This window comes from Vreelandella sulfidaeris Esulfide1, from assembly GCF_054072535.1.
The window spans coordinates 4,009,167-4,032,691 of record NZ_CM133364.1 but is presented as its reverse complement, the minus strand read 5'-3'; the positions used below and the strand labels follow the sequence as shown (position 1 = coordinate 4,032,691).

Genomic DNA, 23,525 nt, shown 5'->3' with positions numbered 1-23,525 from the left:
GAGCATTAATGAGCCGCTTACATGCATCGCTATTACTTTCTTCCGCACTCATTTTAGGGTCGGTCTCGGCGCATGCGGCGCTGCCTGATGAAGCCACACTGTATAAAAACCCCCAGTGCGGCTGCTGCGACGCTTATGCACGCCATCTTGAAGAACTCGGTGTAGAGGTGACGATTGTTGATGACGTAGAGCTAGGTGATATCAAACAACAGGCGGGCGTGCCCTATGGCCTAGGGTCGTGCCATACCATTGAGATGGGCGAGTACTGGATTGAAGGCCATGTGCCGATGGAGGCTGTGCAGGCATTGTTTGAACAACAGCCCGATATCGATGGCATTGGCTTGGCTGGTATGCCCATTGGCACGCCGGGTATGCCGGGGCCACAAGAAGCCCCTTACAATGTATACGCGTTTACAGACCAGGAAGATGCGCCATTTATGACGCTGGCGCCTTAAACAACTGTCACACGTTAAGCATTGCCTGAACGTACGTCTGATCGTAAATCTGGCAGTGCGTAGCTGGCGGTAACATGCACCACTGGGCGTATGTCATCACTCGCTGAAAATATCTGCACTTCGCCTACCGCTAGACGGCGGCCGAGTTTGATCAGTTTGGCGTGGGCGATAATATCGTGATCGCCGGAAGCGGCGCGCAGAAAGTGGCAGTTAAGGTCGCTGGTCACGGCCATCGCTTCAGGACCTATTTGGGCCAAAATAGCGACGTACATGGCCACATCCGCAAAGCCCATCATGGTGGGCCCGGAAACCCTTGGCCCAGGGCGAAGATGCTCGTTGCCAATCGCTAAGCGCATGGTGGCGCGCATCTCACCAACGCTCTCTATTTTGCCCATCCGCTGGGGAAAAACCTCATCCAGGAAGTGCTCGATCTGTTCAGCCGTCATGACGGTCATTGTTGTTATCCTCATAAAAAAGCCCCGAGGCATGCGCCTCGAGGCTGATTGTAGCGTAAGGCGAGTTTACTTCGCCTTATGTACCTGACGCCACTCGTGCAGAAGCGGCTCGGTGTAGCCTGAGGGCTGAACGCGACCTTTGAAGATTAGGTCAGAGGCTGCTTTGAACGCTGTAGAGCCGTCAAAGTCGGCGCTCATGGCGGTATAGGTGGGGTCGCCTGCGTTCTGCTCATCCACCACCTTCGCCATGCGCTTGAGCGTCTCTTCAACCCGCGGCGCATCAACAATGCCATGGTGTAGCCAGTTGGCGATGTGCTGGCTGGAAATACGCAGCGTCGCGCGATCTTCCATCAAGCCGACATTGTGAATGTCCGGTACTTTCGAACAACCCACGCCGTGTTCTACCCAGCGCACCACGTAACCCAGAATGCCCTGGCAGTTATTGTCCAGCTCTTGCTGAATCTCTTCATCGGACCAAGTGGGGTTTTCCGCCACCGGTACGGTGAGCAGATCATCCAGGTAGTCGGGTTCGCCTAGCGCTTCTAGCTCGCGCTGGACGCCGATGACGTTGACTTGATGATAATGCAGCGCGTGTAGGGTGGCCGCCGTAGGAGACGGTACCCAGGCCGTGTTGGCGCCGGCTTTGGGATGGCCGATTTTCTGCTCCAGCATGTTATGCATTAAATCGGGCATGGCCCACATGCCTTTACCGATCTGAGCGCGACTGCGCAGGCCGCAGGCAAGACCGACTTGCACGTTGCTCTTCTCATAAGCCTGGATCCATGCAGCGCTCTTCATATCGCCCTTGCGCACCATGGGCCCTGCTTCCATCGCGGTATGCATTTCGTCGCCGGTACGATCCAGGAAACCGGTGTTGATGAATGCAACGCGGGAGGCGGCTTCGGCAATACACGCCTTGAGATTAACGGTGGTGCGGCGCTCTTCGTCCATGATGCCCATTTTCAGGGTGTCGCGGCTCATGCCTAGAATGTCCTCGACACGACCAAACAGTTCATTGGCGAAGGCGACCTCTTTAGGCCCGTGCATTTTCGGCTTTACGATGTAGACGGAGCCGGTGCGCGAGTTACGCGGCTGACTGGCGTCTTTTTTCAGGTCGTGTAGCGCTAGCAGCGAGGTAACCACCGCATCAAGAATACCTTCCGGCAGTTCGTTGCCGTTTTCATCCAGAATCGCTGGTGTGGTCATCAAGTGACCCACATTACGCACGAACATTAACGAACGACCTGGTAACGTGACGCTACCGCCATCGGTGGTTTGCCAAGAGCGGTCGTCGTTAAGCTTACGTGTAAACGTCTTGTCGCCTTTTTCGATCTTCTCTTCCAGGTCGCCCTTCATCAGACCGAGCCAGTTGCTGTAAACAACGACCTTATCTTCTGAATCCACCGCGGCGACAGAGTCTTCACAATCCATGATGGCGGTTAAAGCGGCTTCTACCACTAGATCTTTAACGCCTGCCGGGTCAGTTTTACCGATGGAGTCGTTAGGATCGATCAGGATCTCCAGGTGCAGGCCATTATTAGCCAGCAGAATCGACTCTGGTTTAGCCACTTCGCCGTTAAAACCAATCAGCCTGGCGGGGTCTTTTAGCCCGGTTTCCCGACCACCTTCCAGAGTCACTACCAAATGACCGTCACGAATCGCGTATTTAACCGCATCGCGGTGGGAACCTGTGGCCAGCGGTGCTGCGCGATCAAGCACGCCGCGGGCATAGGCAATTACTTTGGCACCGCGTTTAGGGTTGAAGCTGGTACCTTTTTCGGCACCGTCGTCTTCTGAAATCGCGTCAGTACCATAAAGAGCGTCGTAAAGGCTGCCCCAACGCGCGTTGGCAGCATTCAGCGCATAGCGAGCATTGCTCACCGGTACCACTAACTGAGGCCCTGCTTGAACGGCCACTTCGCGATCAACGTTAGCCGTTGTCGCTTTGACGTTAGCCGGGGCTTCTGCCAGGTAGCCGGTCTCTTTCAAGAAACGACGATACGCAGGCATATCCGCGACCGGACCGGGGTTTTCCCGGTGCCACACGTCAAGCTTCTCTTGCAGCGTGTCGCGCTCTTCCAGCAGTTGACGGTTTTTAGGTGTTAAATCATGAAACAGGGCATCTACCCCGGCCCAAAAGGCATTTTCATCAATGCCTGTTCCCGGTAGTGCCTGCTCATTGATAAAACGATCTAAATCGGCGGCCACCTGAAGGCGATGGCGAGAGATACGTTGAGACATAGAGAGCTCCTCATGTGCGTCGGCGGTCGGCTTGCGCCAATCGCAGGAATCAGCGGTGTGTGATGTCTTCCAACCAGCATGTCACGATTTTGTGGAAAATACTTCCACATGTAAACTCGAAGATCAAATTCCTGCCCTAGACATAGGGCTAACCCGGCACTCATCCAACAGTTACTCTGCCCTTTTTCATTGGGCAGAGCTACGCCGCCAGTGCTCTGTAGACGAGTTGGAGACAAGCCAGCAATGCCAGCAATAAAAATGCCAGTGTCTTCTGGTATGGTGAGGGTCTGCTGTGCGCCTGCCAGTCGACTTCATCCCGGCGTGAACGGCTCGCGGCACGCTCCTGTCCTACCTGTTGGAGGATACGATGACCGACTTTACCCCCCTGCAGGCTTTGGGTCCGATTGCACCTTTCGATTCGAAGGGCGACCAGCCGCTGGATGACTACCTGAAATATTATGGCTTGGCACCGCTGCTCACTGAGCATGTGGGGCTATACGTCGGTTATCTCGACACGCCACGCTTCCGGTTGTGGTGCCAGGTTTGGAGCCCCTCAGAACCGATAGGCACGGCCTTTGTGGTGCACGGTTATTACGACCATTTGGGGCTCTACCGACATCTACTCGAACGTCTGCTGGCGCAACGCTTTCGGGTGGTGCTTTGGGATTTGCCCGGCCACGGCCTTTCTAGCGGGCCACGCGCGACGATAGAAGATTTTGAAGACTATCAACACTGTCTGATCCATCTGCAAGATTACCTTGGGCAACAAGGCTTGGCGCCGAAACCTTGGCTGGGTGTCGGACAAAGCACCGGCGCGGCGATACTGGCTACCGACGCTCTGACCCGTCCGGATAGCGGTCATTGGGCTGGGCTGGTATTACTGGCGCCGCTGGTGAGACCTTGGGGATGGAGCCAATCGAGTTGGGTTCATTGGTTGGCAAGCCCCTTCGTGAATCAATTGCCGCGCAAATATCGGGCTAATACCACCGATGAGTCCTTCACTTCTTTCCTCCGCGAACAGGACCCGCTTCAGCATAACCAGTTGGACGTGGCCTGGGTTAGCGCCATGCGCCGCTGGATGCCCCGTCTGCTGGCGCAGGAGCCTAGCCTGCTACCTACGCTGATTTTGCAAGGTGAGCAAGACGTCACCGTCGATTGGAAGTGGAATTTAGCAATTCTGGCGGAAAAATTTCCCAACGCCGACATCCATTGCCACCCCGAAGCGCGTCATCACTTAGTGAATGAAGCTGAACCCATCAGGCGAGCTTTATTTACTACCCTGGATGAGTTTGTCGAAAAAATAAGCATCTCACCTAATGAATTGTAATTGAAAAGATTTTTTAGCTGATCTGATCTCTCCTGATTTGTCCATAATTATTCACCCTGGACCTAGCTATAGGCTCTCGGACTTTCGTCCGTCACAAGGTCTATATAGGGAGATTCCCTAAGTTTAAATTACGCATTGTAAGGAAAAATACTAAAATCCAATAAGCGCTTTTTTAACAAAAGCTTATGAATATTTTTTAATTTAAATTAGGGAGGGTGATTTTTTTATGGGAGTCAAGTGGCTGCCACTTCCACGTTTTTCGTAGCAGCCTCTTCAGGTATGTCAAGGGAATGTTAACAAAATAGAATTGTTGCGAAACGTGAATAAAGAGTGTAGAAAAGTAAGTAATCAGTTGAGACTTTATGGTTATTAATACGTAAGCTTAGGTTGATCAAGGTAGCTGTCACTGACCGGGATAGCTATAAGTGTTTGTTTTTATATTAAGTATAGGTTTGATGAGAAGGGTCAACAAGATAGGGCTTGCAGAAGTAGCGTAATGAAATGTTACGGATTATGGCTTTGCGGTTTTCAATAGCCTGCTTGGTGCTAGACGGGGTTCATGCACTCGGCGGCCCAATAGAGCAACGTTCATAACCAATAAGCAAGAGTGAGTGGCAAGGGAGTGCAACATGACCGCTATTAATGGCGTGCTGGTAGGCCACTGGTGAGTTCAATACAGGGAAATCGCTATGATGTTTGTCATTAAGACATTATTTGGCCTGACAAGGCGTCGGAAGCAGTTCATTCAGCTCTTGGTAGATACTTTTTTGATCATTGCTAGCTTTCTGTTGGCAATGCTCCTGCGATTAGACTCCTTGGAATTTTTAGCTAACGGGTCGGTGTGGTTGGCATTGCCCGTCATGATACCGGTAAGTCTATTCATTTTTATACGCCTGGGTTTTTACCGCTCCATCGTACGTTTTATGGGTATGAAGGCGCTGCAGGCGCTTTCTGCTGGTGTCATCGGCTCTGCATTAACATTGTACATCGTCAGCATGACGTTAAATTTACCTGTACCCAGATCTGTGCCTTTTATTTATACGATGCTGGCATTTATAACGATTGGCGGCATAAGGCTAGCGTTACGATTAATGTATCAGCGTGGTCAGCAGCTCCAAAAAACCCGGGTGTTGATATATGGCGCCGGAGCAGCAGGGCGCCAGTTGGTGGTTTCACTGCGCCATGGTAGAGATTACGAACCCGTTGGCTTTGTTGACTATGCCCCCCTTCTTCAAGGTACGCATATACAGGGGTTAAGAGTTTATAAGCCAGAGTCGACGCCCAAATTAATTGAGAATTTTGGCGTAGAAAAATTCTTATTGGCTATTCCAGAAGCAACACGTGCACGTCGCCAGGAAATTATTGAATCTATTGAGCCACTGTCGATTCCAGTACAAACCATACCGGATATGGCAGATATTGTTTCAGGCAAAGCAAAATTCAATGAGCTCCGTGATGTTCGTGTAGAGGATCTATTAGGACGAGATCCCGTGCCGCCTGACCCTAAGCTAATGGGAACGAACATTACGCATAAGTCGGTGATGGTGACGGGCGCTGGCGGCTCTATTGGTAGCGAGCTATGCCGTCAGATTGTTCAGCTACATCCCAAACGACTAATCATCGTTGACTCTTCTGAATACTCTCTCTACAAAATTGACCAAGACCTAGCTCAGTTAATCGATAAGGGCGATCTTGACGTTGTCGTTAAGCCGGCTCTGACTTCTGTTCGCAATGGTGACGTTATCGCACGCCTAATGCGTACTTTTGAAATTAATACAATTTATCATGCGGCCGCTTATAAACACGTCCCTCTCGTAGAGTTTAATCCGGCGGAGGGAGTGCTCAATAATGTCTTTGGAACACTGGAAGTTGCTAGGGCGGCCATCAAAGAGGACGTAGAGTCTTTTGTCCTGGTTTCTACCGACAAGGCAGTGCGCCCAACCAATGTGATGGGCGCTAGTAAACGAATGGCAGAGCTGGTTTGTCAGGCATGTGCTGATGAGCAAACGGGTACACGTTTTTCAATGGTGCGCTTTGGCAACGTATTGGGTTCATCGGGATCCGTTGTTCCTCTTTTTCGGCGCCAAATTGAGAAAGGCGGCCCTATCACCGTTACGCACCCAGACATTACTCGTTACTTCATGACGATTCCTGAAGCTGCCCAGCTTGTGATTCAAGCCAGCGGTATGGCGACAGGCGGAGATGTCTTTGTTCTGGATATGGGCAAGCCGGTCAAGATCGTAGAGCTTGCTACTCGAATGGTGAAATTGTCAGGTTTAAACTATCGCTTTATTTCTGGAGTTATAGTCAAATCTGGTGGATGGCGGTCAGGCGGCAGTCCTGTCTGACTGATCGGTTACTTGCTCTCCATCCTGGAACCGGACGTTGTTCACGACCAGTTCCAGCTTGCTGAACCCCTTGATGCGCTTCCAGCGCTTCTCGGCGCTCTGGAGCAGCTTGAAGACCATCGCCAGGGTCGTCGCTCTGGAGCCGCAGTTCCGGCTGCGCTTGCTCCGCAGGCGGACCGTGGCGAAGGTCGACTCAATCGGGTTGGTGGTGCGGATATGCACCCAGTGCTCTGCCGGGTAGTCGTAGAACGCCAGCAGTTCCTCCCGATCCTTGGCCAGGCACGCCATCGCCTTGGGGTACTTGGCCTCGAAGCGTTTCAGCGTGCGATCGAAGGCCTTGTGCGCCTCGTCGCGGGTCTCGGCCATCCAGATGTCATGCAGGTCGGCCTTGACCTTGGGCTGTACTGACTTTGGCAGCTTGTTCAGCACGTTAGCCGTCTTGTGAACCCAGCAGCGCTGATGGTCGGTCTCCGGGTAAATCTTGCTCAGGGCCGCCCAGAACCCCATGGCGCCGTCGCCCACCGCCAGCTTGGGAGCCTGGGTCAGGCCGCGTTCTCGCAGGCCTGTCAGCAGGGTCTTCCAGCTGTCCGCCGACTCGCGGAAGCCGTCCTCGACGGCCACCAACTCCTTGCGGCCCTGCTCGGTGACCCCGATGATCACCAGCAGGCACAGGCGGTCATCCATGCGCACGTTGCTGTACACCCCGTCGGCCCACCAGTAGACGTAGCGACGGTCTGACAGGTCCCGCTTTCGCCACTCGGTATGCTCGTCCTCCCACTGCTTCTTGAGCCGTGACACAGTGTTGGCCGACAGACCCTTGGCCTGGTCGCCCAGCAGTGCCGCCAGCGCCTCCTGGTAGTCGCCAGTGGAGATCCCCTTCAGGTAGAGCCAAGGGATCAACTCCTCGATGCTGCGGGCTCGCTTCAGATAGGGCGGCAGCAGGCTGCTGTTGAAGCGAGCGCCACCGCCACTGCGGTCACGCACCTTGGGCACCTGCACGCTGACATCCCCGATCCCGGTCTGGACCGTGCGCTCGGGCAGGTAGCCGTTGCGGACCACGGCCTGGCGTCCATCGTCGAGCCGCTGATCGGCATACTGCGCCAGAAAGGTGGCCAACTCGGCCTCGACGGCCTTGGCGATCAGGTCACGGGCACCTTGGCGCAGCAGCTCGTGCAGCGGGTCAGCGACCTGGGGTTCTGGTTGTGAAAGAGTCCGGAGGGTAGAATCGGCCATGGCGTATCCACTCGTGTTGGTTGAGATCTTGGTCGTGATCAATCAACAGGATACGCCACCCTTCCTACCTCCTCCCATACACCAGACTTGAGCTTAACTCTTATTTCTGTGCCTGACGATGCAAAGAACACTAAAGCTGCGCAAGAAAACACTATTTCGGATGATAAAAAAGGTGAAATAACGATTCGTTTTACTGGTTTGCGGCCCGGTGAAAAGCTATACGAAGAACTTCTAGCAACAGAAAGCGCAAATAAGACACGGCATCCCAGAATTATGACAGCGTCAGAAGAATTTTTGCCTTGGTCATCGCTGGAGCCGGTGCTGTCTCAACTGGAAGAAGCGTGTAAAAAACAGGATGCTGCCAAAATACGTGATTTACTCATAGCTGCGCCTACTGCCTACCAACCGCTGTCAGATATTGTCGATCATTTTTGGCTATCTACAGCGAATCAAGTTACTGCAAAAAAAGCCCTCGCTAATTCTTCGGTCATTTCAAAAGATACAACTGCCTCCTATATAGAAAAAAATGAAAGCCAATTTACGGCAGAGAAAACGTCGTTGGAGAGAATGACGGCATTTTCGAGGACGGGATTGTTAATGGATGGGGCTAATAATAGAAAGTGTTAGTTTGATTTTATTAAGGCGCTTTTAGCTAAAATTTTCCTCATGTGAGGCAGGCGGTAGTTAAGCTTTAAACGCGGTTTTATTGCTGTGTAGTTAAAATGTACAGATTAGTTAGCCGGCCTCGGGGATGAGCCAAAAAAACCTCGGGGCGGTAGCGTGCCAAAATTTTTTTAGCATAAGTCCTGAATTCAGGTACAAAGCGCTAATGTAGTATTAGTTAAGCAGACAGTGAGCTAACACTAATAGTACATGTCTTCGTTCAATCCACGCCCAGGTAGATGCTCTCATGAGAAAACAAACTAATTTTCGCTTGCTGGTTGTGCTCTCGCTTGCCTTGTTTATAACAGGTTGTGCCCTAGCTCCGGGGGGCGATATTGATTATGAAGCTCCGGAGTCGGAGTCGCCTGATTTAATGAAAATAGTCGATATTAAGCCAATAACGCCGGAACTGATTTGGGCGCAAGAAACCCAAGAGCCTCCGGTACACCCCGTTACTGAAGAGTTGCGTAACGAGCTATCAGACTATGAATATACAGTAGGCGTCGGTGACGTACTGAGTATCGTTGTCTATGACCATCCTGAGCTCACTATTCCTACCGGCGGCGAGCGTAGCGCTGTGGAGGCAGGCAATATAGTGCGTTCAGATGGCACTATTTTCTACCCGTTTATAGGGCGTGTGCATGTCGCAGGGAAAACCACCGAAGAGATTCGTGTCCAACTAACTCGGGGTCTTGCCGACTTCCTTACAGAACCCCAGATCGATGTCTTTATCGCGGCGTTTAATTCCAAGCGGTTCCATGTAACTGGCGCTGTTGCTTCGCCAGGTTCAGTTCCGGTGACTAACGTACCTTTGACTATACTTGATGCTGTTAATGAAGTGGGTGGACCAACAGATAACGCTTTTTGGCATGAAATGTATTTATTCCGTAATGGCACGGAAGAACAGCTCTCGCTTTTCTCCCTATTAAGTGAGGGGGATCAGCGTCAAAACCGCTTGCTTAGAGACGGCGACTTGTTGCATATCCCCAGCGATGATAACCAAGGTGTTGCCATGTTGGGCCAAGTGCGTTCACCCGGGAACCTACGTATGAACCGTGAACGCTTGTCACTAACCGATGCGTTATCACGTGCAGGAGGGGTTAATGAAGAGACCGCTGAGCCTTCAGGAATCTTTGTGCTACGTCGTAATGCGCCTGGCGCTGAAAAGCTAGCCACCGTTTATCAATTAGATATTAGCAATGCTATAGCCTTTGCAATGGCCAGCAACTTCCAATTAGAGCCGCAAGATGTGGTCTACGTAACCACCGCGCCGATAGCTCGCTGGAACCGTGTTATTAGTCTTCTCCTGCCCTCAGTCAACTTACCTGGTAATGTGGGCAATAGCAGCGATGGTCTTAACGACCTCCTTTAATATGACAAAACGTATCCTTATTGTTTGTACCGGTAATATCTGCCGAAGCCCGGTTGCTGCTGCCATGTTGCAGCAAGGCCTCACCGATATCGAAGTGAAGTCGGCGGGGTTAGCTGCCGGGCAGGGAGGCGTAGAACCGCGTATAGCTGCGCTTGCAAAAGCGGATGGGTACGACCTTAGCCAGCATCAGGCAAAGCCAGTAGATCGCAATCTGCTGGCTAACGCAGACCTTGTGCTAGTGATGAGCGCCAAGCAACGACAGCTGATTGCTCGCACATGGCCAGAGATGTTGGGGAAAACGTTGCTGTTTGGTATGTGGCGAACGGATAAGCCGATAGACGATCGAGATATTCCTGATCCCTACCAGCGTAGTGATGAGGTCTGTCAGTTAGTTTACGACACGATCAAAACAGCAAGTTTCGCCTGGCGAGAAAAGCTTTTAGACACCGGCAGTAAAAGCGTGTGGTAATAGTTTTAAAGCTTTTTTAATTTTCCATTTTCGCGCGCCTTAATGGCGTGTGACTGAGAGTGTAGCGATAGAACCAATGTCAGACTCATCCCAGAAGAATACGCCGGAAGACACGATTGACCTGAGCCGACTGTTTGGCGCGCTTTTTCATAGGAAGTGGCTAATCATAGGCGTTACTCTAGTGTTCGCATTGATTGGTATTCTGCAGGGCATGCTGGCGACGCCGATTTATCGCGCCGATGCACTGGTGCAAGTTGAAAGGCGCAATACCGTTAGTCCACTTGGCAATGTTGAGAATGTCACAGGGGCAGGGACCGGCTCAGGTGAGCTAAACACATCGGCAGAGCTGCAAATTCTGCAGTCGCGGATGGTGCTTGGCCAAGTGGTGGAGCGGGTAGATGGCGATTTCAATATTTCTCCCGTTAAATTACCTTTTATCGGTGGCTTTGTACTACGCAAGGGGATCACACGCCCTGACTTTATGGTGGGTTATCCGCATGTATGGGGTAATGAGAGCATCAATGTTGCTCGTTTTAATACCGATGAGAGCCGCCGCGGGCAAAGCTTTACTGTAGAGCGAGGCCCTGAAGACACCTATTTTGTTATGCAAGGGGATAATCGTGCAGTAACGGGCACGCTAGGGCAGCCTGAAGTATTTTATGAAGGCGACCTTGAGCTCACTATTGAAAGCTTTGATGCTGCCGAAGGCGCGCAGTATGTACTGACCCGGCAACATAAGACATCGGCTATTCAAGGAATTGCCAGCCGTTTGCAAGTAGCTGAAGTAGGTGGAGCAGGCACCACAACGGGAATGATTCGTTTAATGATGTACGGGGAAGAGCCAAGGGAGATTACGCGTAGTTTAGACGCCGTGGCACAAACTTTTTTAACCCAGAATATTGAGCGTCAATCCGAGCAGGCACAGCAAAGCCTAGAGTTTCTGCAGGAACAAGCACCAGAGCTCCGCGAGCAACTGGATTTGGCGGAGCAAAATCTAAATGACTACCGCTCCAATCTGGACAGTGTTGATCTTAGCAGTGAGGCTCAAGCGGCTATCCAGCGTTATATAGAGTTAGATACTCGTCTTGACGAACTGGAGTTTCAAGAAGCCGAGCTTGCACAGCGCTTCACCCCCAGCCACCCCAACTATCAAGCCCTACTTCGTCAGCGCCGCCAGATAGAGCAAGATTTACAGGAGCTCAACGCCAGGGTTAACGAGTTACCTGCTGCTCAGCAAGAAGTGTTAAGACGTACGCGTGACGTTGAGGTGACGCAGGCGATATACGTTAATATTCTCAATAAAGTACAGGAACTCGAAGTTGCCAGGGCTGGGACTATTGGCAATATTCGGATTATCGACAGTGCTGTGCTCAATGGGCAAGTCGCTCCTAACGTTTTACGTATCTTCTTACTTTATACCGTTTTGGGCTTACTGCTTGTTATCGGCTATGTCGTATTAAAAGAACTTTTAAAACGCGGTGTTGAGTCGTCAGAGCAAATTGAAGGTGCGGGCTTAACGGTCTATGCCACTGTGCCGCAATCTTCGTCGCAGCGTAAACTCAATCGGGAACTAAAACGGCGTGGAAAAAAGACGTCCAAAAGTGTGGTGGGAGGCGTGTTGGCCCAGCGAGATCCGATGGATCTCTCTCTCGAGTCGCTACGAGGCTTACGCACTAGCCTTCACTTTACCATGATGGATGGGCGTAATAATCGGATCATGTTGACAGGGCCAAGTCCTGGGATAGGTAAAAGCTTTGTCAGTATCAATTTAGGTGCTATCTCTGCAATGGCGGGTAAGAAAGTTCTTATTATTGATGCAGATCTACGAAAAGGTAACTTACATCACGCCTTTGGCCAAGCGAGCTCAGGCGGACTGGTCGAATTTCTCAGTGGCGAGCTAACGCTAGAAGAAATTATTAAGCCCACGGGGATCGCTCATTATGATGTTATTACCCGGGGTGTCGTGGCAACCAATCCTTCTGAGCTACTGATGCGGCCTGGGTTTGAGCAAGCATTGGAAGATTTAAGCGAAATGTACGACATGGTAATTGTAGATACTCCGCCTGTTTTAGCTGTAACAGATGCCTGTGTCGCTGGTAAACATTGTGGCACAACACTAATGGTGGCAAGGTTCGACAAGAATACGGTCCGTGAAATTCAAATGGCTAAAAAACGCCTTGAAGGTAGCGGCATCCAAATACAAGGAGCGATCCTTAACGGCGTTAAAATCTCCTCAAGAGGCGCATCAGGCTATTACGGATACGGCACCTACAAGTATCAGTAGGTAAGCTACGGATTTAAAAGGAGATAATATGAAGATTCTTGTGACCGGTGCGGCAGGTTTTATTGGTTTTCACACCGCCAGTCGTCTATTGGAAAGAGGCGATGAAGTCGTTGGGTTTGATAGCGTCAATGATTATTACGATGTTGATATTAAAGAACGGCGTCTTGAGAAGCTGCACGCTTTATCAACAGAGACAGGAACGCCGTTTCACTTTATTCGTGAAAATTTAGCAGATCAAAAAGCAGTAAACGACTGTTTTGAAGAGCACAATTTTGATCGTGTGATTCATTTGGCGGCACAAGCGGGTGTGCGTTATTCAATTGAAAACCCGCATAGCTATGTGGAAAGCAACATCATTGCGTTTACCAACGTATTAGAAGCCTGTCGTTACGCTAAAACGCCGCATCTGACTTACGCTAGCACTAGTTCTGTTTATGGTGCTAACACAAGCATGCCTTTCTCTGAACATGCTGGCGCCAATCATCCGCTACAGTTTTATGCAGCCACTAAAAAAGCCAATGAAATGATGGCCCACAGCTATAGCCATCTATTTGGCCTACCAACGACAGGACTCCGTTTCTTTACCGTTTATGGCCCTTGGGGCCGGCCGGATATGGCATTGTTTAAGTTCACCAAGAGCATCCTAGCGGACGAGCCTATTTCGGTTTTTAATCATGGTAACCATACCCGTGATTTCACCTATGTGGGTGATATCGTAGAAGGTGTCATTCGAGCCAGTGACCAGATAGCAGAAGCCAATGCCGACTGGAATAGCGATGAGCCAGATCCCGCTACCAGCAATGCCCCTTACCGGCTCTTTAACATCGGCAATAATAACCCGGTGAAGCTGAGTGCTTATATCGAGGCGCTTGAGCAAGCACTGGGCAAAACTGCCAAGCAGGATCTACTACCGCTACAGCTAGGTGATGTTCCCGATACCTATGCCGATAGCAGTGAGCTCAAAAAAGCCGTTGATTACCAACCCGCTACGCCGGTAAAAGAAGGGGTTGCAAACTTTGTCGCTTGGTACCGTGATTACTATCAAGTGTGAGTACTATCGCGGCCGAGACTGCACCTTAGCAGTCGTTGAGACACACAAGTAATAGGAAAGGAATATCATGAACGTCACGGTTTTTGGAACAGGGTATGTAGGCCTTGTGCAAGGCGCTATTTTGGCTGATGTGGGACACCATGTGGTGTGTGTCGACGTGGATGGAAAGAAGGTCGAGCGGCTAACCCAGGGGCATATTCCTATCTATGAACCAGGATTGGAATCTCTTGTGAAAGAGAACTACGCAGCAGGTCGGTTAGAGTTCACTACCGATGCTGAAGCAGGCGTGAAGCATGGCCAAGTACAGTTCATTGCTGTGGGAACGCCACCAGACGAAGATGGCTCCGCTGATCTAAAATATGTGCTGGCAGTGGCGCAAACCATTGCCGAACACATGCAGTGCGATAAGATAGTCATCGGCAAATCAACAGTGCCAGTGGGTACCGCCGACAAGGTAAAAGCCAAGGTGGCGGAAGTCCTTGCCAAGCGTGACCGGGAAGACCTTAACTTCGATGTAGTGTCCAATCCGGAGTTTCTGAAAGAGGGTAGCGCAGTTGCCGATTGCCAGAAACCCGACCGAATTATCATTGGCACCGAGAACGAGGCCAGCATTGAGGTGATGCGCGAGTTGTATGCGCCGTTCAATCGTAACCATGACAAAGTCATCGTTATGGATGTGAGAAGTGCGGAGCTCACCAAATATGCGGCTAACTGTATGCTGGCGACCAAGATAAGCTTCATGAATGAGATAGCCAATCTCTCTGAGCTGTTAGGTGCCGATATCGAGATGGTTCGCCAAGGGATAGGTTCCGATCCACGTATCGGCTACCATTTTATTTACCCTGGGGTAGGTTATGGAGGCTCATGCTTCCCTAAAGACGTTCAGGCGCTAATTCGCACGGCTGGTGACATTGATTTTGACGCTAAGTTGCTCAAGGCCGTTGAAGCGCGAAATCAGGAACAAAAGACCACGCTGTTTGCGAAGATACATCGCCACTTCGAAGGGCAGCTAGCAGGCAAGACCTTTGCTGTGTGGGGGCTCTCTTTCAAGCCAAACACTGATGATATGCGTGAAGCACCAAGTCGTGTGCTGATGGAAGCCTTATGGCAAGCGGGTGCCAACGTGCAGGCATACGATCCTGAAGCCATGGAAGAGACGCAGCGCATCTATGGTACGCGTGATGATCTGACTCTTTGTGGCACCAAAGAAGCCGCCTTGAAGGGCGCAAGTGCACTGATCATAGTGACTGAATGGCAGAGTTTCCGTGCACCGGATTTTGAGCTTATTAAATCTCAGCTCAACGACCCGATCCTGTTTGATGGGCGCAATATGTTCGAACCGCACCGCATGGTTGATAAAGGCTTCGTTTACTATTCGGTAGGACGATAAATAAAGTAACGTTGCGCGTTGCCTCCCTCTCGCTGTTTTTTTTAAGTTGTCGATACTATGCTGACTCAGCTCAAAGAACTCTATTCTCTACTTACCACCGAGCAGCGACAAAAACTTTTGCGCTTGCAGGTTTTGGTGGTGTTAATGTCCATAGCAGAGATCGCTGGGGTGGTCTCCATCGGTCCATTCATGGCCTTGGTGGGCGATATAAGTCAGCTTCAGGGCGATGGCATGATCGCAACGCTCTATGAAGCCAGCGGCTTTTCAGAGCCACGCACTTTTCTATTCTTTATTGGCATCCTAGTAGTAGTGGTGCTCACAGGTTCAGCACTGATCTCCATGTACACTATATGGCGGCTTTCCATATATGGCGCCCAAGTGGGCGCTGAGCTTAGTAGCCGACTATACAACTATTACATGTATCAGCCTTGGCTGTTCCACGCTAGTGGCAGCAGCACCCAACTGACTAGCCAGATCTCGCAGGAGTGTGATCGCATCACGACTAGCATCATCAAGCCGCTAATGCAGATGAACGCTAAACTGGTAATGGCGACGATGATGGCTGTGGCGATCTTTATCTACAATCCGATGGTGGCTCTGGCTGGCTCGGTGATATTCTCCGTGGCCTATATGCTGCTCTATCGTATAGTGCGCCAGCGGCTGATTCGCAACGGAAAGGGAATCACCAAAGCCCAACGGACTCGATTCAAACTTATGTCCGAGGGTTTTGGCGGGATTAAAGATGCCCTGTTGCTCGGCCGCCAGGCCGTATTTACAGAACGCTTCGACATGGCTAGCTCTCGTTTGGCGCGGGCCCAAGGAACCAACCAGGCGATGGGCCAGGTTCCCCGCTACGCTATGGAGTTGGTTGCCTTTTGTAGTGTGATCCTCTTGATTCTTTACCTGTTGGCTGCCTATGAAGGTAATCTTGGTAGCATCCTACCGGTGCTTTCTGTCTATGCGTTGGCGGGATTTAAGCTGCTACCAGCCTTCCAGCAAGTGTATACCAGCATCTCAAATATCCGCGGTAATCTTGCCGCCTTCGATACCCTACGAGATGATCTGCGTGCTAGCTCCCAAACTTCCCAAAAGAGTGGAAGCGTCTCACTCAATGAAAAGCAAGATAATCAATGGCGGCCACGTCAATCAATCCAGCTTAAGGATGTAACTTTCACCTATCCCGGCAAGGAAGAACCTGCTCTCAAAAACCTGACAATGGAGATCCCTGCCAATCAAGTGATCGGCCTAGTGGGGGCCTCTGGCTCCGGCAAGTCTACGGCTATTGACTTGCTGCTTGGCCTGCTCGAATCTCAGCAGGGAGCATTAATGGTGGATGGAATACCTGTCACCGATAGCAATCGCCGTGCGTGGCAAAATAGCTTGGGCTTCGTGCCCCAGGCGATATTTCTGGCCGACACCAGTATCCGCGAGAATATTGCCTTTGGCCTACCGCCGGAAGCAATCGAAGAAGAAAACGTCAAGCGGGCAGCCAGCATGGCGCACCTGGACGAACTGATTGCGGAACTGCCCAATGGCTTGGATACGCGGGTTGGCGAGCGTGGCGTGCAACTATCCGGCGGCCAACGCCAGCGTATTGGTATTGCTCGTGCGCTTTACAACGATGCAGACGTGCTGATCTTGGATGAAGCGACCAGTGCGTTGGATGGCATCACCGAAAAGCTGATCATGGACGCCATTCACGACTTCTCGGGTAAGAAAACTATCGTCATGATCGCTCATCGCCTTGCTACTGTTAAACAATGTGATTGTGTTTACCTGATGGAAGGAGGGCGAGTGATTGACTTTGGCAATTATTCCGACTTGGTCCAGCGTAATCAAACCTTCCAGCGCATGGCGCAACATGCATAACAAGTAAGGTGTTAAACATAAATTTCCGTTTTACTTATAAGCTGGTTATCGCACCGAAGCGATGGGTATAAGATCCTCCTTTTTCGCCTGTATTGTCAGACAGCTAATCTTCGTCTTAAGAAAATATGTACATAAAGTTTTTCAGACGAGGGTGGTTAACGCCTGTTTTTAACAGGCGTAAAGCTTTCTAAAAAGTTTATTGATCCTTAAATACTAAGCTATCTAAGATTTTAATGGTGGCAATGCCTTTTTGATTATTAGAGTGCTCCTCCCGGTGAATATAGGAATCGCTCTAAATTAACCGCAGTAAAAGGAGGAGCAATGAAAAGTACAATACTAGTGACTGGCGGCGCAGGCTTTATCGGATCACACTTGTGTGAGCGCTTACTTAGCGAGGAAAATAATATCATTTGTGTTGATAATTTTTCTTCGGGTAGCAAGGATAATATCCTGAAGCTATTAGAAAATCCTAGATTCGAACTTATCCGGCATGATGTTAATTTCCCTTTGTATGTGGAGGTTGATCAAATATACAATCTCGCATGCCAGGCAAGCCCACTACACTATCAGAATGACCCTGTGCAGACCGTAAAGACTAACGTACATGGCTCTATTAATCTTCTGGGCTTGGCTAAGCGGACTAAAGCTAGAATTTTGCAAGCATCAACAAGCGAAGTATATGGTGATCCTGAAGTGCACCCTCAGCCTGAAACCTACTGGGGTAATGTCAATCCTATTGGCATAAGAAGCTGCTATGATGAAGGTAAACGCTGTGCCGAGACGCTTTTCTTCGACTACCATCGACAGTATCACTTAGATATAAAAGTAGCGCGTATCTTTAATACTTATGGGCCGCGTATGCAACCAGACGATGGCCGGGTGGTTAGCAACTTTATCATGCAGGCACTAAATGGAGAGGATATCACTATCTATGGAGACGGCCAGCAGTCTCGTAGTTTTTGTTATGTTGATGATCTGGTTGACGGGTTGATGATTCTCATGAATTCAGAAAAAGTGACCGGACCTATCAACCTGGGCAACGATAGTGAATTTACGATGCTTGAACTCGCGGAGAAGGTCATCAAACTAACGGGAAGTAGCAGCCAACTAATATATAAGCCTCTACCAATGGATGATCCAAGAAAACGGCGCCCCGACCTTAGCCAGGCAAAAGAGAAGCTGGGATGGAAGCCTAGTGTCGCACTGGAAGAGGGACTGATGAAAACGATCGGCTATTTCACAGGGGTTCTATAACTTAATAGTGGTGCTTTGAATGTTAATCTAGAAATCACTTTGCGATAACATACCCGTGAGACGTCTTGACGCTTAATTCGCAGAAGCACCTTTAGAAAACGTTTTGTTGGTAAAGCTAAATTTTTTGATGCTAGTCCAATTAATTATACGGGAAATGAGGCATTTTCAAGTCGGTGTTTTCATTGCTGCACCTACAACAAAGTAAGCAATCAGATATTTAGTACAACAAGAAAATTCATGAGGCCTGTAGTGAAAAAACTAATAAAGTCACTTCTACAAAAGCCCCTGATACTGCTAAAAGATGTCTGGTTTGTTAGCCCGGAAAAATGCAAATTTTCAGTATGGTATAGAGATGAACTCGTTGTACAAGGGAGTGAAAATTCTAATTACAAGCACATACCAGAGCTAAGTTCCGAGCCTGTGGTTTGGAAATCCTATAGCCCGGTAGAGTTGTCGGGCGTATGTGTTCTGCCAAGCGGGAAATTGCTGATGTGTAAACCTTTAAATCATCTTCAGCATCATCCAGATTCACGTAAGGCAATAGTTTGCACCAAAAGCTATCGTCCTTTAGAATATCCTCACTTACAGTCTCTAACCTATTTTCTGGGATTAATTCGCAGCAATTTTAGTCATTGGACGAAAAAAGAAAATTCTGTAACCATTTTTGGTAAAGTTGCGCTGTTGGGAAACAGTGTGTGGGAAAATACCAACTATTATCACTTCTGGAGTGATGTAATTGTCGATATTTGGTATATAAAACAACACCTTCCTGCTAATCATCAACCCGATTATTATCTTGTACCTCACTCCAATACGCCATGGCAGTGGGATGTTATGAATCTGTGCGGCATACAAGAGTCACAGGTGATTCCTTACGCCAAGCATGATGTAGTAACAGTCGGTGAACTGATTATACCAATTAGAGACAAGGGCTCTGTTAATTTGCCGCCGTGGCTATGTCATGCAATACATGAGATGAGTGGATGGTTGCCAAGATCGCCAAAAGGGAAGCGCCTTATCTTCGTATCACGCGCTGATGCGAGTCGAAGGCGGGTTGCTAATGAAAGCATCCTCCGTGACCTTCTGTACGAAAAAGGATTTGAAGTGCATACGCTGAACGGATTAAGCTTGGCTGAACAGCAGCAGCTCTTTTCCTCCGCTTCTATAATTTGTGCGCCTCATGGCGCTTCTTTAACTAACTTGGTTTGGTGCAATCCTGGAGCAGTAGTCATCGATTTTTTATCGGAAAAACATTTAAACCCTTGTTTTAAGATCCTGGCTGAGCAAAATAAATTAATTTATTACCCTTATATATGTCGCCAAGTAGAAAGTGATGATAGCGGCATCACTGGGGATATAGTTGTTTCGAATGATCAAGTTGAATCGGTTTTAAAGATAGTTAATTTTTTTGCATGAAGATGATAAGCACTATAATAAGATTAATCATTTAAAAGTTGGTACATTACTGGCTATGAAATTAAATATGATTTATATATAAAATTATCTTTGCCTTTGGACTAACGGCTTTAAAGACTTCATAAAATTTGGTGTCACTATATATATATTTATAAGAAAACTGATAAATGGGTTTTGCATACTTCAGTACAGTTTTAAAAATTATTACTTAGCTAATATAGTTTTTTAATTAGTATTTATCCCTGTTCGCACGGATGAGCCTACACCAACGAGAGTTCGAGTCAGTCGCAGCCGCTTGCCGCTTCTGCTTTTTAGTTTACCAATCATTTATCGAGTAATTTAGTAATGGTGTTTGTATCAATAATTATACCCATTTACCATGATTGGGTGCGGCTTGCTTTATGTGTAGAAGCGTTGAAAAAGCAAACCTACCCTAAGCACTATTTTGAAATAATTATTGTTAATAACGACCCCGAAGATCCTATACCAAACTCTTTTTGTAATTTAGATAATATTGTGTTGCTAAATGAAGCTAAACATGGCTCATATGCTGCAAGAAATAGTGGAATAAGAGCAGCTAAAGGTGAAATATTAGCATTTACTGATTCTGATTGCATACCCCTTGAAAATTGGGTTGAGGCTGCAGCAAGTTTGCTTTGTAATGGTAGTGAACGTGTGGCGGGCAAAATCCAAATTTTTGGAAGTTCAAAGAAATTAAATTTTGCTGAAGCTTACGATAAAATATATGCATTTGATCAAAAGTCGAATGCCTATAAGGGCGCCTCAGTAACAGCAAATATGATTACTTGGGCTAAGAACTTTGATCTTGTGGGCCTATTTAATGAAAAGCTCTTTTCTGGTGGAGATACAGAATGGGGCTTGAGAGCGTATAAACAAGGTATCAATATTACTTATTCAGAAAATATTATTGTTAAGCACCCGGCACGAAAAAGTGTCAGAGAGCTACTTATGAAAGCAAGAAGAGTTGCTGGAGGCGTTGTAGCAGTCAGCTTTTCAAAAGGCAAAACGTTTTCAAAGCATGAACAAGTTATACTTGCAGTTAGGGCATTAGTACCTCCTCTCAGAGGCGTTAAGAAAATAATAAGAAATAATGAAACTACCTTTGTAGAAAAATGTGCGGCTTATATAGTTTCATATTACATGAAAATTATGAGTTGTTATTATCGCATTAGATTGATCAATGGCTGGGACAAACCACAAAGAATTTGATGCTTTTATAATGCTATACAAATAAGCTCTCTGGGCTATTACCGAAGCCAGCTGCTATCAATCGCTAGTAACTAATCCGGCAAGTGTTTTTCAGGAGTTCATTATGTAGCTTGAGTAGTCGATATTTTTAAATGTTCAAGTTGCGCTTTACAAAAGAAAGGGAAACCTTCGCATGTATATCCAAAAATAAAGTAAGCTTAAAGGCTAGCAATATTAACTAGTGATTACAGTAATGAAGATTTTGAGATAAAAATTCTAGGGCTATTTACTAACCGTGTGACCAGTTTCACGTAACTCGAAACTAATTATATTAAAAGGAATATTTGTGAATAATGCGTTTGGTGTAATTTATGTAGCGTTTGGACGTGTCTATTTAGCGCAGGCACTATTTTCTTTGCAAACATTACGCAAATTCAATCCGAACCTCAGCGTTTGTATTGTAACAAACGTACCAGATGTAGAAATCAGTGATATAAATGTCATTGTGAAATATTTTGATGAGCCCTCTTCGCACAGTCGCTTTTATAAAACAGATCTATACGAATTAAGCCCGTTTGAAAAAACAATATTTATAGACGCTGATACTGAAGTAAAATGCGACCTTTCAATTTGTAGCGATTTGCTAACTGAATACGATCTTTTAATCCGGCCTGAACCTCTTTCAATTGGTGACTTATCCTCTGAAAAAAAACCTAAAGAGAAATTTGAAATACTTAAGCGGTATGGTGAATTTAATTCAGGTGTTATGCTGTTTAAAAAAACAGAATTGGTGAAAGATTTTTTTTCAAGGTGGAATTCAGTAATTGTAAATAACAATCTGGTTAAAGATCAAAAAGAATTAACTCATATTTTGGTTAACATTCCCGATATAAAATTCTATCCTCTCCCTACAAGTTTTAATTATTTGAGGAACGATTCTAAAAATCAAAAATTTAGTTTGCTTAGTAAGGATAATTGTTTTATTTGGCACTATATTGAACTCTCATACTCAAGGGCGGCCACTTCTTATATACTTTCTAGATTTTTTTCTGATCCAAAGCTTAAAAAAGAAATGAAAGATAGTAAGTTTGTTTACCGTAAAATCATTAAACCTTATTTTTATAGATATTTTTTGCCTGTACGTTACTTGCAGTACTGGCGCTTAAGACTTAAAATGAATAAAAGAATAAAATACTTTGATAGTTAGTTTTTTTTGGGAGTTGAGCTATATCTTTTTATTTTAATTATTGGTCATGTTTAATCACGCTGCGCTTGTTTAGTGATCGATCTTATATACGCAGTTTTAGGGATGATGAATGCAAGTTATGAAAACAGACAAAATTAAGGTCTTACATTTCGGTTTAAGTTTAAATCGTGGTGGAATTGAAACGTATCTTCATAAAATATCTTCCAACATCAATAACGAAAAATTTTCATTTTCGTTTATAAATTCTACATCATCTTTCCCTTGTTTTTATGAAGAACTATCAGAAATGGGCTGTGAATTCTACGACATAACGTCGCGTAGAAAAAATATTTGGAAAAATAAAAGGGATTTAAAAGAACTATTTCGTGAATGTGAATTTGATATATTACACTTTCATGTGAATACACTGAGTTATATCGACCCAGTTTTATTTGCTTTAAAGAATAATGTGAAAGTAATTATTCACAGTAGAAATGCAGGGGCGGCGGGCTCCAATTTAACTCAGTTTCTCCATAAGATAAATAAAGTCCGAATTCAGGCTTTAGCTGATAAAATAACGAAAGTTTCTGTTAGCCAGCTTGCTGGAGAGTGGTTGTTTGGTAAAAATGGAAATTTTAATGTTCTTAACAATGGCATTGATCTTGATAAATTTCATTTTTTGCCAGAGGAAAGAATTGCGCTCCGTGAAAGCTTGGGAATCGATAGTAGTACTTGTTTGCTGGGAAATGTTGGGGCTTTTGTTCCTGCAAAAAATCAGGAGTTTGCCGTCAATGTCTTAAAAAAGACGATTAACTCAGGCATAGACGCTAAATTACTGCTTATTGGAGAAGGTAGTTTAAAACAGAATGTAATGAGTTTGGTAGATGAATTAGGCCTGGGTGATAAAGTTTTATTTCTTGGTAAACGTGAAGATATGCCCAGTCTTTTTTCTGCATTAGATATATTTTTATTTCCAAGTTTTTACGAAGGGTTTCCTAACGCAGTTTTAGAAGCACAGGCTTGCGGGCTTCCTTGCTTGATTTCTGACAAAATAACAAATGAAGTTGTAATCAATAAAAATATTACCAAGCGGTTATCAATTGATATTTCTGGTTATAAAGAATGGTTAGAGTGTGTGGCATTTTTTGTAAATGAAAGGCTTAGCGATCATGTTGGCTCTGTAAATGAAAGAAGCATTGCATGGAAAAAAATTCAGGAAGCTGGTTTTTCATATAAAGAAGAAATGGTAAGACTTGAAGCTTTATATGAATCAGTAGTTAACAAGTAATTGCTCGGTTATAAG

At 47.2% G+C, this 23,525-nt stretch carries 17 protein-coding genes and 1 pseudogene; 15 read left to right on the top strand and 3 right to left on the bottom strand.

Translation table 11 applies throughout. The annotated features are described in order from the left end of the window. Nucleotides 1-8 precede the first annotated feature (8 nt). The gene (locus tag ACW44H_RS18715) at nucleotides 9-455 is read left to right on the top strand and encodes a DUF411 domain-containing protein (protein ID WP_457506002.1); all 447 of its coding nucleotides are present in this window, start codon (nucleotides 9-11) and stop codon (nucleotides 453-455) included. 14 nt (nucleotides 456-469) lie between these two features. Here the strand turns inward: ACW44H_RS18715 and ACW44H_RS18710 are convergent, their stop codons facing one another. Beyond that, nucleotides 470-910, bottom strand: a complete 441-nt coding sequence (locus ACW44H_RS18710; protein WP_457506001.1) for a PaaI family thioesterase — start codon at nucleotides 908-910, stop codon at nucleotides 470-472. A 66-nt stretch (nucleotides 911-976) separates the two neighbouring features. Beyond that, nucleotides 977-3,151 (bottom strand): malate synthase G, encoded by a 2,175-nt coding sequence (locus tag ACW44H_RS18705; RefSeq protein WP_457506000.1) that lies wholly within the window; start codon nucleotides 3,149-3,151, stop codon nucleotides 977-979. 367 nt (nucleotides 3,152-3,518) lie between these two features. Here ACW44H_RS18705 and ACW44H_RS18700 point away from each other — a divergent pair, with 367 nt between their 5' ends. Beyond that, nucleotides 3,519-4,478: an alpha/beta hydrolase gene (locus tag ACW44H_RS18700; protein ID WP_457505999.1), complete on the top strand. Its 960-nt coding sequence runs from the start codon at nucleotides 3,519-3,521 to the stop codon at nucleotides 4,476-4,478. A gap of 860 nt (nucleotides 4,479-5,338) precedes the next feature. Further along, nucleotides 5,339-6,826 (top strand): polysaccharide biosynthesis protein, encoded by a 1,488-nt coding sequence (locus tag ACW44H_RS18695; protein WP_457505998.1) that lies wholly within the window; start codon nucleotides 5,339-5,341, stop codon nucleotides 6,824-6,826. Here ACW44H_RS18695 and ACW44H_RS18690 read toward each other — a convergent pair. Continuing rightward, nucleotides 6,806-8,059: an IS256 family transposase gene (locus ACW44H_RS18690; protein ID WP_113271324.1), complete on the bottom strand. Its 1,254-nt coding sequence runs from the start codon at nucleotides 8,057-8,059 to the stop codon at nucleotides 6,806-6,808. The genes ACW44H_RS18695 and ACW44H_RS18690 overlap by 21 nt on opposite strands. Nucleotides 8,060-8,233: 174 nt before the next feature. Here ACW44H_RS18690 and ACW44H_RS18685 point away from each other — a divergent pair. The 12 genes and pseudogenes from ACW44H_RS18685 to ACW44H_RS18630 all read left to right on the top strand — a co-directional run. Then, a pseudogene (locus ACW44H_RS18685) lies at nucleotides 8,234-8,318 on the top strand (polysaccharide biosynthesis protein); the annotation flags it as partial. A gap of 651 nt (nucleotides 8,319-8,969) precedes the next feature. Next, nucleotides 8,970-10,094, top strand: a complete 1,125-nt coding sequence (locus tag ACW44H_RS18680; protein WP_457505997.1) for a polysaccharide export protein — start codon at nucleotides 8,970-8,972, stop codon at nucleotides 10,092-10,094. A 1-nt stretch (nucleotide 10,095) separates the two neighbouring features. After that, entirely contained in the window at nucleotides 10,096-10,563 is a 468-nt protein-coding gene (locus ACW44H_RS18675) for a low molecular weight protein-tyrosine-phosphatase (protein ID WP_457505996.1), read from the top strand. Between the two features lie 76 nt (nucleotides 10,564-10,639). Beyond that, complete coding sequence (locus tag ACW44H_RS18670; protein ID WP_457505995.1) at nucleotides 10,640-12,847, top strand: polysaccharide biosynthesis tyrosine autokinase; 2,208 nt, start codon at nucleotides 10,640-10,642, stop codon at nucleotides 12,845-12,847. A gap of 28 nt (nucleotides 12,848-12,875) precedes the next feature. After that, nucleotides 12,876-13,898 carry an NAD-dependent epimerase gene (locus tag ACW44H_RS18665; RefSeq protein ID WP_457505994.1) on the top strand — a complete coding sequence of 341 codons (1,023 nt, stop codon included), beginning with the start codon at nucleotides 12,876-12,878 and terminating at the stop codon, nucleotides 13,896-13,898. Nucleotides 13,899-13,965: 67 nt separating this feature from the next. Beyond that, nucleotides 13,966-15,288: a UDP-glucose dehydrogenase family protein gene (locus tag ACW44H_RS18660; RefSeq protein ID WP_457505993.1), complete on the top strand. Its 1,323-nt coding sequence runs from the start codon at nucleotides 13,966-13,968 to the stop codon at nucleotides 15,286-15,288. 144 nt (nucleotides 15,289-15,432) lie between these two features. Continuing rightward, nucleotides 15,433-17,157, top strand: coding sequence for an ABC transporter ATP-binding protein (locus ACW44H_RS18655; protein WP_457505992.1), 1,725 nt, complete (start codon nucleotides 15,433-15,435; stop codon nucleotides 17,155-17,157). Between the two features lie 321 nt (nucleotides 17,158-17,478). Next, nucleotides 17,479-18,411, top strand: coding sequence for a UDP-glucuronic acid decarboxylase family protein (locus tag ACW44H_RS18650; protein WP_457505991.1), 933 nt, complete (start codon nucleotides 17,479-17,481; stop codon nucleotides 18,409-18,411). A 249-nt stretch (nucleotides 18,412-18,660) separates the two neighbouring features. Beyond that, nucleotides 18,661-19,827, top strand: a complete 1,167-nt coding sequence (locus tag ACW44H_RS18645) for a glycosyltransferase family 61 protein (RefSeq protein ID WP_457505990.1) — start codon at nucleotides 18,661-18,663, stop codon at nucleotides 19,825-19,827. A 345-nt stretch (nucleotides 19,828-20,172) separates the two neighbouring features. After that, nucleotides 20,173-21,057: a glycosyltransferase gene (locus tag ACW44H_RS18640; protein ID WP_457505989.1), complete on the top strand. Its 885-nt coding sequence runs from the start codon at nucleotides 20,173-20,175 to the stop codon at nucleotides 21,055-21,057. Nucleotides 21,058-21,382: 325 nt separating this feature from the next. Then, nucleotides 21,383-22,243 carry a glycosyltransferase gene (locus ACW44H_RS18635; protein ID WP_457505988.1) on the top strand — a complete coding sequence of 287 codons (861 nt, stop codon included), beginning with the start codon at nucleotides 21,383-21,385 and terminating at the stop codon, nucleotides 22,241-22,243. Nucleotides 22,244-22,352: 109 nt separating this feature from the next. Continuing rightward, on the top strand, nucleotides 22,353-23,510 hold the full coding sequence (locus ACW44H_RS18630; RefSeq protein WP_457505987.1) for a glycosyltransferase: 1,158 nt from the start codon (nucleotides 22,353-22,355) through the stop codon (nucleotides 23,508-23,510). Nucleotides 23,511-23,525: the final 15 nt, after the last annotated feature.